Origin of the sequence: Rhizobium sp. J15, from assembly GCF_002531825.1 — a bacterium.
In the GTDB taxonomy this organism is placed as follows: domain Bacteria; phylum Pseudomonadota; class Alphaproteobacteria; order Rhizobiales; family Rhizobiaceae; genus Rhizobium.
This window is the reverse complement of the sequence record NZ_NWSX01000043.1, coordinates 1-12400: the sequence shown is the minus strand read 5'-3', so window position 1 is coordinate 12400 and position 12400 is coordinate 1. Positions and strand designations below refer to the sequence as shown.

Genomic DNA, 12400 nt, shown 5'->3' with positions numbered 1-12400 from the left:
GGACGGGCGGCGCTGCCGGCTTACAAACTATGAAATCGACAGGCATATATTGACATAAAGATATCTTTATGTGATTTGGACTGTCTGGTCTTACGACGTCAAGGAGCCCTCCCGTGTTTGACAATCTCTTTGGTCCCGAAGGGGGCAAGCGTGACGGCAGTGAAGTCTTTGCAGCGCTGAAGAAGGCTGCGAGCGAACGCATCCTTGTTCTCGACGGTGCGATGGGCACCCAGATCCAGGGGCTCGGCTATGACGAAGACCAGTTCCGCGGCACGCGGTTCATCGGCTGCGCCTGCCATCAGAAGGGCAATAACGACCTTCTGATCCTGACCCAGCCGGATGCGATCGAAGAGATCCATTACAAATACGCCAAGGCCGGCGCCGATATTCTAGAGACCAACACCTTCTCCTCGACCCGCATCGCGCAGGCCGATTACCAGATGGAAGGCGAGGTCTATGCGCTGAACAAGGAAGGTGCCGAGATCGTGCGCCGCGCGGCGATCCGCGCAGAGCGCGAGGATGGCCGCCGCCGCTTCGTCGCCGGCGCCATCGGCCCGACCAACCGCACCGCCTCGATCTCGCCCGATGTCAACAATCCCGGCTTCCGCGCCGTCACCTTCGACGACCTGCGCGCCGCCTATGGCGAGCAGATCGACGGTCTGATCGACGGCGGCGCCGACATCATCCTCATCGAGACGATCTTCGATACGCTGAACGCCAAGGCTGCGATCTTCGCCTGCGAGGAGCGCTTCGAAGCCAAGGGCGTGCGCCTGCCGGTGATGATCTCGGGCACGATTACCGACCTTTCCGGCCGCACGCTGTCCGGCCAAACGCCGACCGCTTTCTGGAACTCGGTGCGCCATGCCAATCCCTTCACGATCGGCCTCAACTGCGCGCTCGGCGCCAATGCGATGCGCCCGCATCTGCAGGAGCTTTCGGGCGTTGCTGATACCTTCATCTGCGCCTATCCGAATGCCGGCCTGCCAAACGAGTTCGGCCAGTATGACGAAACGCCGGAACTGATGGCGGCGCAGATCGACAGCTTCGCCCGCGAAGGCCTGGTCAACATCGTCGGCGGCTGCTGCGGCTCGACGCCCGAACATATCCGGGCGATTGCCGAGACGGTGGCGAAATACAAGCCGCGTCCGATCCCCGAGCATCGTCCCTTCATGTCGTTGTCGGGCCTCGAACCCTTCGAGCTCACCAAGGACATTCCCTTCGTCAATGTCGGCGAGCGCACCAACGTCACCGGTTCGGCGAAGTTCCGCAAGCTGATCACCAATGCCGATTACACGGCAGCACTCGATGTGGCGCGCGACCAGGTCGAGAACGGCGCGCAGGTGATCGACATCAACATGGACGAAGGCCTGATCGATTCCGAAAAGGCGATGGTCGAGTTCCTCAACCTCATCGCCGCCGAGCCGGATATCGCCCGCGTGCCCGTGATGATCGATAGTTCGAAATTCTCGATCATCGAATCCGGCCTGAAGCGGGTGCAGGGCAAGCCGATCGTCAATTCGATCTCGCTGAAGGAAGGGGAGGAGAATTTCCTCGCCCAGGCGCGGCTCTTGCGCAATTATGGTGCGGCCGTCGTCGTCATGGCCTTCGACGAGACGGGGCAGGCCGACAATTACGACCGCAAGGTCGAGATCTGCACGCGCGCCTACAAGCTGCTGACGGAAAAGATCGGCTTCCCGCCCGAGGACATCATTTTCGACCCGAACATCTTCGCGGTCGCGACCGGCATCGAAGAGCACAATAATTACGGCGTCGATTTCATCGAGGCGACGCGGACGATCCGTGAGCGCATGCCGCTCGTCCATATATCAGGCGGCGTCTCGAACCTCTCCTTCTCCTTCCGCGGCAACGAGCCGGTGCGCGAGGCGATGCATGCCGTGTTCCTCTACCACGCCATTCAGGCGGGCATGGACATGGGCATCGTCAATGCCGGCCAGCTTGCCGTCTACGACAACATCGACCCCGAGCTGCGCGAGGCCTGCGAGGACGTGGTGCTGAACCGCCGTCCCGACAGCACGGAGCGGCTGCTCGAAGTGGCCGAGCGCTTCCGTGGCGCCGGTGCAAGGGAAGGCCGCGTTCAGGACCTCTCCTGGCGCGAATGGAGCGTCGAGAAGCGTCTCGAACATGCGCTGGTCAACGGCATTACCGAATATATCGAAGCCGATACCGAGGAGGCGCGCCAGCAGGCCGCACGGCCGCTGCACGTCATCGAAGGGCCGCTGATGGCCGGCATGAATGTCGTCGGCGATCTCTTCGGCTCGGGCAAGATGTTCCTGCCGCAGGTCGTCAAATCCGCCCGCGTCATGAAGCAGGCCGTTGCCGTCCTTCTCCCCTATATGGAGGAGGAGAAGCGCCTCACCGGCGGCGATGACCGGCAGTCGGCGGGCAAGATCCTGATGGCGACGGTCAAGGGCGACGTGCACGATATCGGCAAGAACATCGTCGGCGTCGTGCTCGCCTGCAACAATTACGAGATCGTCGATCTCGGCGTCATGGTGCCGGCGACGAAGATTCTGGAAACGGCGATCGCCGAGAAGGTCGATGTCATCGGCCTTTCCGGCCTGATCACGCCGTCTCTCGACGAGATGGTGCATGTCGCGGCCGAAATGGAGCGGCAGGGCTTCGAGATCCCGCTCTTGATCGGCGGGGCGACGACCAGCCGCGTGCATACGGCTGTGAAGATCCATCCCGGCTACAACAAGGGTCAGGCGATCTACGTCACCGATGCGAGCCGTGCCGTCGGCGTCGTCTCGGCGCTGCTCTCGCCGGAGACGCGGCAGGGCTATGTCGACGAGATCAGGGCCGAATATGCCAAGGTGGCGGCCGCCCATGCCCGCAGCGAGGCCGAGAAGGTGCGTCTGCCGCTGCCGCGAGCCCGCGAGAATGCGCATAAGGTCGACTGGTCTGCCTACAAGCCGACCAAGCCGCAATTCTTCGGCACCCGGGTGTTCGAGGATTACGATCTGGCCGAGCTTGCGCGGTACATCGACTGGACGCCGTTCTTCCAGACCTGGGAACTGCGCGGCCGTTTCCCGGCCATTCTCGAAGACGAGAAGCAGGGCGAGGCAGCGCGCGCGCTCTGGGCCGACGCCCAGGCGATGCTGAAGAAGATCATCGACGAGAAGTGGTTCCGCCCGCGCGCCGTCATCGGCTTCTGGCCGGCCGGTGCGGTCGGCGACGATATCCGTCTGTTTACCGACGAGAGCCGCAGCCAGGAGCTTGCCACCTTCTACACCTTGCGCCAGCAGCTTTCGAAGCGGGACGGGCGGGCGAATGTGGCGCTCTCCGACTTCGTCGCGCCTGTGGCAAGCGGCGTGCAGGATTATGTCGGCGGCTTCGTAGTGACGGCTGGCATCGAGGAAGTCGCCATCGCCGAGCGCTTCGAACGCGCCAACGACGATTATTCCTCGATCCTCGTCAAGGCGCTGGCCGACCGCTTCGCCGAAGCCTTCGCTGAGCGTATGCACGAGCAGGTGCGGCGCGAATATTGGGGCTATGCGAGGGACGAGCACCTCAGCAACGAGGATCTCATCGGCGAGGCCTATGCCGGCATCCGTCCGGCGCCCGGTTATCCCGCGCAGCCTGACCACACCGAGAAGAAGACGCTCTTCAAGCTGCTCGATGCGGAACATACCGCAGGCGTGAAGCTGACGGAGAGCTACGCGATGTGGCCCGGCTCGTCCGTCTCGGGTCTCTATATCGGCCACCCCGACTCCTATTATTTCGGCGTCGCCAAGGTCGAGCGCGATCAGGTGGAAGACTATGCCAAGCGCAAGGGCATGGAGGTTTCCGAAGTCGAGCGCTGGCTCGGACCGGTGCTCAACTATGTGCCGCGCAAGGCGGACGAAGAGATCGAGGATGCGGCTTGATTTGCCGAGTCTTCGCAGTCGCTTGAGGCGGCGCGCTCAGGAATTGATTCAATGAATAAAAGCCGGGAAGTGATTCACTTTCCGGCTTTATGATTTATGGTTCAATAATTATCCGCATTTTCGAATTCGGTAGCGGAATTCATGGTGAGGTGATACGATTAGCTAAGTTAGCTAATGAGGACTGCGATGCAGGTTACCATTCATGCCGCGAAGACCAATCTGTCGAAGTTGATCGACGCCGCCCTTTCCGGTGAGGAAGTGGTGATCGCCAAAGGGCATAAGCCTGTCGTGAAGATCATTCCGATTGCGCAATCTTCCTTCAAGATCGGCCTGCTCAAGGGACAGGTTGCTGGAAATGGTCCGGACTTTTTCGAGCCCATGGATGGAAGCGATCTTGCTGCCTGGGAAGGGATCGAGTGAATTCGCTTCTGCTCGACACCCATGCCTGGGCATGGTCGCTGACCGGCGACCAGCGGCTTTCGGCCAAGGCGGTGGCTGTGATCGAAAAAGCGGAGACTATTCTCGTCAGCCCGATATCTCTGTTTGAAATCGGGCAGAAGGTTCGTCTCGGCAAATGGCCAGAGATGGAGCCTTTCATCGGCCGGCTGCCGGAACTGTTGCAGGAGCAGGGTGGCATTGCCGCGACCCTGACACCGGAAATCTGTCTGGCTGCAGCCATGATGGATTGGGCGCATCGCGATCCGTTCGACCGGCTTCTTGCCGCGACCGCCATGCAGAACGGGATACCGATCATTTCCGCCGATGCGATCTTCGACGAACTCGCCGGAAACCAGCTTTGGATCGCCCGCTTTTGGTAGGCTCAGGTCACCCCGATCGTCAGCTCAGCGACGAAATCATAGGCGTCGCCGCGATAGAGCGAGCGGGTGAACTCCACGGCGCGGCCGGAGCCGAGATAGGAGATGCGCTCGATCGACAGGCCGGCGGCGCCGACGGGGACGCCGAGTAGCTGGGCGTCGGCTTCCTTCATGTTCGTCGCTGAAATGCGCTGTACGGCGCGCACCGGCCGCACGTGCAGGCGTTCGAGTTCGGCGTAGAGCGAATTGGTAACGGCGGAAGGGTCGGGGAGGAATTCGCCGGAGACGCTGGCATTCTCGATTGCCAGCGGCTGGTCGTCGGCAATGCGCAGGCGCGAAAGGCGCGACACCTTCACGTCGGTGCCGAGGCCGAGAATCATCATCTCGTCGGGTGAGGGCGTGTGGACGCCCTTGTGCAGCCATTCGGAGCGGGAGGACATGCCGCGGCGCGCCATGTCCTCGGTGAAGGAGGTGAGCTGTGACAGGCGCTGCTCGACTTTCGAGACCGGCTTGGCGACGAAGGTGCCGGAGCCGTGGCGGCGCACGAGCAGGCCGTCGGCGACGAGTTCATCGATTGCCTTGCGCACGGTGACGCGGCTGACGGCGGCAAATTCCGCGATATCGCGTTCCGGCGGCAGCGCATCGCCGTGGCCGAGCGTGCCGGTACGCACCGCCTCTTCGAGCGTGCGGCGCAGTTTGACGTAGAGCGGGCCTGTGCCGGCGGCCTGCAGGCGCTGCAGGGAAAGGAGAGTGGCGAGGTCGTCGGTCATGCCGCACCTCTCCGCCTGTCGTTGAGGAGCTTGACCGCAAGCTCCACCGCGCCCTGCTGGGCATCATTCTTGGGTCTGGCAAGCCGCGACCTGTAGCGTTCGGAAAGCCAGGGCTCATAGGCTTCGGCAAGGCCGCCGAGCAGGCAGATCGACGGGCATTCGGGCCAGAGCAACGCCTCGAGGCTTTCGCCGATCGCTGTCGCTGCATCGCTGACGATGCCGGCCGCGACCACATCGCCCCTTGTCGCATGTTCGAAAACAATCGGCGCGTAGCGGGCAAAATCCTTGGGCCGGGCCGTATGGGCGAATTCGACGATGCGCTCGGGGTCGTTGCCATATTCGGCCATGATTCTTTCGGTGATGGGTGAAACCGGGCGCACGCCGTCATGGGCAAGCAGCGACCGCTCCATGAGATCGCGGCCGAGGCGGGCGCCGCTTGCCTGGTCCCCAACGACGAAGCCCCAGCCGCCGATGCCGCGCAGGCGGCCATCCCGCCGGGCATTATAGACCGAGCCGGTGCCGAAGGCGCCGACGATGCCGTCGCCATCGCCGAGCGCGCCCTGAAGGGAGATCAACGCATCGGTAACGACGCGGCCTTCGGCAAAGGGCAGGGCTCTTTCGATTCGCTCACCGTAATCCATGACATTGGCGCCGGCGACGCCGACGACGGCCGAGACAGAGGAAACGTCTCCAGCGTCGAGCCCGGCGTCGCCGAGCGCCTGCCGGGCGGATTCGACGATGTTGAGAAGAGAGTTTTCCAGATCGGACAGGATGTTGGCGGGGCCGGATTTGCCGCGGCCGATGACATTGCCGTTTCTATCCGCGACCGCCGCCCGGCAGCTCGTTCCGCCGCCATCTATGCCGATTGCAAGCTCTGTCATCGGGCCTCCGATACGCCGTTCCCTTTGGTTTTTTATACAATACCAAAAAAATACCATTTACCAAGCGGAAAAGATCGAGAAAATTCATCTTTTTATCATATTGATTTTGCTTAATAAAATTTTTTAATGAATTTTCTCGGCTCGAAAAGTTAAAATCGGCTGGACAATTGGTATTTTTTTGGCATTAATTTGGTAAAAGGGAACAGCGTTTCGAGGCCCACGAAAACCGGCAGCTACGGCAAGCCGGAGCCGCTTCGAAGGTGACTAGAAGAACGACCCATGGCCCCGTGAGGCCGATGGCAAGTTCGGGCGTCTATCGGCTTTCCCATCTATTTGCTGTGCCCGGTGCAGATCACCGGACGGGGCGCAGTCGGCCGCAGGCGAACCGCCTTGGCGTCCACGAGCTTTCGGGGCCGGCAGTCGCTGGCGGCCCTCCAAGGGGCATTGGGTGTTTCCTCAGGCACACCAACTGCTTGTTTCAGATCGAAAACGGCGCCTTGCGGCGCTTAAAACACAGGAGAGGGAAATGAAAAACACTGCTCTGAAAAGCCTGCTGCTTGCCTCCAGCCTGCTGACATCGGCAGGTCTCGTCCATGCCGCCGACGTCACGCTGACGGTCGAAAGCTGGCGTAACGACGACCTGCAGATCTGGCAGGAGAAGATCATTCCGGCCTTCGAAGCGAAGAACCCGGGCATCAAGATCGTCTTCTCGCCGACCGCGCCGACCGAATACAACGCCTCGCTGAACGCCAAGCTCGATGCCGGCTCCGCAGGCGACATCATCACCTGCCGTCCGTTCGACGCCTCGCTCGAACTCTTCAACAAGAAGCAGCTCGTCGACATCACCAGCCTGCCGGGTATGGAGAACTTCTCACCGGTCGCCAAGGCCGCCTGGACGACCGACGACGGCAAGTCGACCTTCTGCGTGCCGATGGCATCGGTCATCCATGGCTTCATTTACAACAAGGATGCCTTCGACAAGCTCGGCATCTCCGTGCCGAAGACCCAGGACGAGTTCTACGCAGCGCTCGACAAGATCAAGGCCGACGGCACCTACATCCCGCTCGCCATGGGCACGAAGGACCTCTGGGAAGCCGCCACCATGGGCTACCAGAACATCGGCCCGAACTACTGGAAGGGTGAAGAGGGCCGCGAAGCCCTGATTGCGGGCAAGCAGAAGCTGACCGATCCGGAATGGGTCAAGCCCTATGAGGAGCTTGCCAAGTGGAAGCCCTATCTCGGCGACGGTTTCGAAGCGCAGACCTATTCGGACAGCCAGAACCTCTTCACGCTCGGCCGCGCCGCGATCTATCCGGCCGGTTCCTGGGAGATTGCGCTGTTCAACACGCAGGCGCAGTTCAAGATGGGCGCCTTCCCGCCGCCGGTTCCGAAGGCCGGCGATACGGGCTACATCTCCGACCATCCCGATATCGGCGTTGCCCTGAATTCGAAGAGCAAGCATGCCGAGGAAGCCAAGAAATTCCTCAGCTGGGTCGCTTCGCCCGAATTCGCCGATATCTATGCCAACGCGCTGCCTGGCTTCTTCAGCCTGAACTCCAACCCGGTCAAGATGTCCGATCCGCTCGCTCAGGAATTCGTTTCCTGGCGCGGCCCGTACAAGTCGACCGTGCGCTCGACCTATCAGATCCTGTCGCGCGGCACGCCGAACCTCGAAAACGAGACCTGGGTCGAGTCGGCCAACGTGATCAACGGCACCGATACGCCGAAGGTTGCTGCCGAAAAGCTCCAGAAGGGCCTCGACAGCTGGTACAAGCCGGCCAAGTGACGATGCGGAGGGGCGGCGTTTGCAGCCCCTCATCCGGCCTGCCGGCCACCTTCTCCCCGCTCGCGGGGAGAAGGAGACTCGCAGCGACCTCCCAGAGCCCAATGTCATCAGGGCGTGTACCCTCTTCCAGGCGGATAGAGGGTTAGGGCGGGAGCATATCTTCCATCTCAGCTGCGCCTCGCGGCCATTCGACAAGAACAGGCAAAAGCCATGAGCGAAACCGACAAGGCGATCGATATCGTCCCGATCAAGCGCCCGGTGCGCTGGCACATCTTCGTCTTCATGCTGCCCGCGGTGATCGTCTATTCCGCCGTCATGGTGCTGCCGCTCATCGAAACGCTCAGGCTTTCGCTCTACAATACGGTCGACGGGCAGTCGGCCTTCGTCGGGCTCTCGAATTTCAAGGTGCTGTTCGGCGATCCGCGCTGGGCGCATGATTTCTGGAATGCGCTCGTCAACAACCTAATCTTCTTCGCCATCCATATGTGCGTGCAGAACCCGATCGGCATTGCTCTTGCTGCCCTGCTTTCGGTGCCGAAACTGCGCGGGGTGGCTTTCTACCGCACGGCGATATTCCTGCCGACGCTGCTTTCCTTCGTCATCGTCGGCTTCATCTGGAAGCTGATCCTGTCGCCGATCTGGGGGGTGGCGCCCTGGATGCTCGATCTCATCGGGTTGAAATTCCTGTTCGCGCCCTGGCTCGGCAAGCCCGGATCGGCGCTGATCGCCGTGTCGCTGATCTCCAACTGGCAATATATCGGCATTCCGATGATGCTGATCTATGCCGCGCTTCTGAGCATTCCCGAAGAGGTGATCGAGGCGGCCGAATGCGACGGCATCACCGGCTGGGCCCAATTCTGGAAGATCAAGCTGCCGCTCATCCTGCCGGCGATCGGCATCATCTCGATCCTGACCTTCGTCGGCAATTTCAATGCCTTCGACCTGATCTACACCGTGCAGGGGGCGCTGGCCGGGCCCGACATGTCGACCGACATTCTCGGCACGCTGCTCTACCGCACCTTCTTCGGTTTCCAGCTGCAGCTTGGCGACCGTTCGATGGGCGCGACGATCGCTACAGTGATGTTCCTTATCATCCTCGCCGGCGTCTCGCTTTATCTCTTCGTCATCCAGCGGCGCATGCGTCGCTACCAGTTCTGAGGAGCGCGCATGTCCAAGGCACGCACATCTCCCATCCGCACCGGCCTCGTGCATCTGGCGCTCTCCGCCTACACGCTGGTCGCGCTGTTTCCGGTGTTCCTCACCATCGTCAACTCGTTCAAGGATCGCGCCTCGATCTTCCGCGCGCCTTTGATGATCCCGACGCCGTCGACCTTCAGTCTCGTCGGTTATCAGACGGTGCTGGGGCAGGGCGATTTCGCCACCTATTTCCAGAACAGCTTCGTCGTGACCATCGTCTCGATCGTATTGGTGCTGCTGTTCGGCGCCATGGCCGCCTTCGCGCTGTCGGAATACCGCTTCCGCGGCAATGCACTGCTCGGGCTCTATATGGCGATCGGCATCATGATCCCGATCCGCCTCGGCACGGTGGCGATCCTGCAGGGCATGGTGGCGGCCGGCCTCGTCAATACGCTGACGGCGCTGATCCTCGTCTATACCGCGCAGGGCATTCCGCTGGCGATCTTCATCCTGTCGGAATTCATGCGCACGGTTTCCGACGATCTGAAGAATGCCGGGCGGATCGACGGGCTTTCCGAATATGCGATCTTCTTCCGCCTGGTGCTGCCGCTGGTGCGCCCGGCCATGGCGACGGTCGCCGTCTTCACCATGATCCCGATCTGGAATGATCTTTGGTTCCCGCTCATCCTGGCGCCCGCCGAGGCCACCAAGACCGTGACGCTCGGCTCGCAGATCTTCATCGGCCAGTTCGTCACCAACTGGAATGCGGTGCTGGCGGCGCTGTCGCTGGCGATCCTGCCGATCCTGATCCTCTACGTCATCTTCTCGCGGCAGCTTATCCGCGGCATCACCTCGGGAGCCGTCAAGTGAGCCAGGAAAAACCGATCCGCGTTCTCGTTGCCGGCCTCGGCAATATGGGCCGCAGCCATGCGCTCGCCTATCACAACAATCCCGGCTTCGAGATCGTCGGTCTCGTCAATCGCTCGACGCCGAAGCTGGAGCCCGAGCTGCAGGCCTATACGGTTCATCCCGATTTCAGGACGGCGCTCGCCGAGCTGAAGCCGGATCTCTGCTCGATCAACACCTATTCCGACAGCCATGCCGATTATGCCGTCGCCGCCTTCGAGGCCGGCTGCGACGTCTTCGTCGAGAAACCGCTGGCGACCACCGTCGCCGATGCCGAGCGGGTGGTCGCCGCGGCGAAGAAGGCGGGGCGCAAGCTGGTGATCGGCTATATCCTTCGCCATCATCCGTCCTGGACGAAGCTGATCGAGGAAGCGCGCAAACTCGGCCCGCCTTACGTCTTCCGCATGAACCTCAACCAGCAGTCCAGCGGCCCGACCTGGGCGACGCACAAATCGCTGATGCGCACGACCTCGCCGATCGTCGATTGCGGCGTGCATTATGTCGATGTCATGTGCCAGATCACCGATGCCAGGGCCGTCGAGGTGCGCGGCATGGGGCTGCGCCTTTCCGACGAGATCGCCGCCGGCATGTACAATTACGGCCATCTGCAGGTGCTCTTCGAGGACGGTTCGGTCGGCTGGTACGAGGCCGGTTGGGGACCGATGATTTCTGAGACCGCCTTCTTCGTGAAGGACGTGATGTCGCCCAAGGGCGCGGTGTCGATCGTCATGGATCCGAACGCCAAGTCCGACGATATCGACACCCACACCAAGACCTCGGTGATCCGTCTGCACACGGCCGAAACCGGCCCGGACGGCAAGTTCATCCGGCCCGACCAGGATATGAGGATGACGGGCGAGCCCGGTCATCAGGCGCTCTGCGACCTGGAACAGGCCTTCATGCTGAGGGCGATCCGCGAGGATCTCAACCTCGATCGCCATATGGCGGATGCGGTGGCGTCGCTGCGCATCTGCCTTGCCGCCGACGAGAGCGTGCGCACCGGCCAGCCGGTCAGATTGTAAGGAAAAGATAGTGGGATCGCTTCAACTCAAATCCATCCGCAAGACCTATGGCACGCATGAGGTGCTGAAGGGCATCGACCTCGAAGTCAAGGACGGCGAATTCGTCATCTTCGTCGGCCCGTCGGGCTGCGGGAAATCGACGCTGTTGCGCAGCATCGCCGGCCTCGAGGACGTCACCTCGGGCGCCGTCGTCATCAACGGCCGAGACGAGACGCTTACGCCGCCGGCCAAGCGCGGCATCGCCATGGTGTTCCAGTCCTATGCGCTCTATCCGCACCTGACGGTCAAGGACAATATGGGCCTCGGCCTGAAGCAGGCGGGTACGGCCAAGGACGAGATCGACAGCCGTGTCAGCAAGGCCTCCGGCATGCTGTCGCTCGCGCCCTATCTGGCGCGGCGGCCGGCGGAACTATCAGGCGGTCAGCGCCAGCGCGTCGCGATCGGTCGCGCCATCGTGCGCGAGCCGGAACTCTTCCTGTTCGACGAACCGCTGTCGAACCTCGATGCGGCGCTGCGCGTCCAGACCCGTCTCGAAATCGCCCGGCTGCACCGCAGTCTGAAGGCGACGATGATCTATGTCACCCATGACCAGGTCGAGGCGATGACGCTCGCCGACAAGATCGTCGTTCTGAATGCCGGCACGATCGAGCAGATCGGCTCGCCGATGGAGCTTTACAACCGCCCGGCCAATGTCTTCGTCGCCGGCTTCATCGGCTCGCCGCAGATGAATTTCATCCCGGGCGAGAAGGTCGGCGACCACAGCGCCAAGACGATCGGCGTGCGGCCCGAACACATGACGCTGTCGCGCGAGCAGGGGAGTTGGGCGGCGAAAGTTGTGCATGTCGAGCATCTCGGCGCCGACACGATCATCTATCTCGAATCCGACCAGTGCGGCCTGCTGACGGCGCGCCTCTTCGGTGAGCACCAGTACGAGCCCGACGAGATCGTCTATGCGACTCCGGACCAGGCGCGCGTGCATCGCTTCGACGCGGACGATCGAGCGATCCGTTGAGCTGTCCTTTCCCTTCTCCCCAGCGGGGAGAAGGTGGCCCGAAAGGACGGATGAGGGGGCTGCACGCCGGAACATTTGTTATTGTTGTGCTGAGCGAGCAGAGCAATCAATGCTGTGCCGCGTGGCCCCCTCATCCGCCTGCCGGCACCTTGTAACTTCCCTTTACCCGCTATTGGCGTAGTAC

General features: G+C 61.9%; 10 protein-coding genes. 8 read left to right on the top strand and 2 right to left on the bottom strand.

What is annotated here, in order from left to right:
• Window positions 1-113: 113 nt before the first annotated feature.
• From metH to CO670_RS26080, 3 genes are all read left to right on the top strand, one after another.
• On the top strand, window positions 114-3887 hold the full coding sequence (metH, locus tag CO670_RS26090) for a methionine synthase (protein WP_097592900.1): 3774 nt from the start codon (window positions 114-116) through the stop codon (window positions 3885-3887).
• A gap of 186 nt (window positions 3888-4073) precedes the next feature.
• Entirely contained in the window at window positions 4074-4307 is a 234-nt protein-coding gene (locus CO670_RS26085) for a type II toxin-antitoxin system prevent-host-death family antitoxin (RefSeq protein WP_085737838.1), read from the top strand.
• Window positions 4304-4705, top strand: a complete 402-nt coding sequence (locus CO670_RS26080; RefSeq protein WP_097592899.1) for a type II toxin-antitoxin system VapC family toxin — start codon at window positions 4304-4306, stop codon at window positions 4703-4705. Before CO670_RS26085 ends, CO670_RS26080 begins: the two co-directional genes overlap by 4 nt.
• Before the next feature lie 2 nt (window positions 4706-4707).
• Here the strand turns inward: CO670_RS26080 and CO670_RS26075 are convergent, their stop codons facing one another.
• Together CO670_RS26075 and CO670_RS26070 are read right to left on the bottom strand one after the other, a co-directional pair.
• Window positions 4708-5472, bottom strand: a complete 765-nt coding sequence (locus CO670_RS26075; RefSeq protein WP_097592898.1) for a GntR family transcriptional regulator — start codon at window positions 5470-5472, stop codon at window positions 4708-4710.
• The gene (locus tag CO670_RS26070) at window positions 5469-6353 is read right to left on the bottom strand and encodes an N-acetylglucosamine kinase (protein WP_097592897.1); all 885 of its coding nucleotides are present in this window, start codon (window positions 6351-6353) and stop codon (window positions 5469-5471) included. The genes CO670_RS26075 and CO670_RS26070 overlap by 4 nt, the downstream gene beginning before the upstream one ends.
• A gap of 526 nt (window positions 6354-6879) precedes the next feature.
• Here CO670_RS26070 and CO670_RS26065 point away from each other — a divergent pair.
• The 5 genes from CO670_RS26065 (at window position 6880) to CO670_RS26040 (ending at window position 12216) form a co-directional block, all read left to right on the top strand.
• Window positions 6880-8139 carry an ABC transporter substrate-binding protein gene (locus CO670_RS26065; protein WP_097592896.1) on the top strand — a complete coding sequence of 420 codons (1260 nt, stop codon included), beginning with the start codon at window positions 6880-6882 and terminating at the stop codon, window positions 8137-8139.
• A 210-nt stretch (window positions 8140-8349) separates the two neighbouring features.
• Entirely contained in the window at window positions 8350-9297 is a 948-nt protein-coding gene (locus CO670_RS26055) for a sugar ABC transporter permease (protein ID WP_097592894.1), read from the top strand.
• A gap of 9 nt (window positions 9298-9306) precedes the next feature.
• Window positions 9307-10146: a carbohydrate ABC transporter permease gene (locus tag CO670_RS26050; protein ID WP_097592893.1), complete on the top strand. Its 840-nt coding sequence runs from the start codon at window positions 9307-9309 to the stop codon at window positions 10144-10146.
• The gene (locus CO670_RS26045) at window positions 10143-11204 is read left to right on the top strand and encodes a Gfo/Idh/MocA family oxidoreductase (RefSeq protein WP_097592892.1); all 1062 of its coding nucleotides are present in this window, start codon (window positions 10143-10145) and stop codon (window positions 11202-11204) included. Before CO670_RS26050 ends, CO670_RS26045 begins: the two co-directional genes overlap by 4 nt.
• Before the next feature lie 10 nt (window positions 11205-11214).
• Window positions 11215-12216, top strand: a complete 1002-nt coding sequence (locus tag CO670_RS26040; protein WP_097592891.1) for an ABC transporter ATP-binding protein — start codon at window positions 11215-11217, stop codon at window positions 12214-12216.
• The last annotated feature ends 184 nt before the right edge of the window (window positions 12217-12400 follow it).

Coding starts and splice junctions, on each gene's coding strand:
- CO670_RS26085 (WP_085737838.1), top strand. CDS start 4,074: ATGCAGGTTACCATTCATGCCGCGAAGACCAATCTGTCGAAGTTGATC.
- CO670_RS26075 (WP_097592898.1), bottom strand. CDS start 5,472: ATGACCGACGACCTCGCCACTCTCCTTTCCCTGCAGCGCCTGCAGGCC.
- CO670_RS26070 (WP_097592897.1), bottom strand. CDS start 6,353: ATGACAGAGCTTGCAATCGGCATAGATGGCGGCGGAACGAGCTGCCGG.
- CO670_RS26065 (WP_097592896.1), top strand. CDS start 6,880: ATGAAAAACACTGCTCTGAAAAGCCTGCTGCTTGCCTCCAGCCTGCTG.
- CO670_RS26055 (WP_097592894.1), top strand. CDS start 8,350: ATGAGCGAAACCGACAAGGCGATCGATATCGTCCCGATCAAGCGCCCG.
- CO670_RS26050 (WP_097592893.1), top strand. CDS start 9,307: ATGTCCAAGGCACGCACATCTCCCATCCGCACCGGCCTCGTGCATCTG.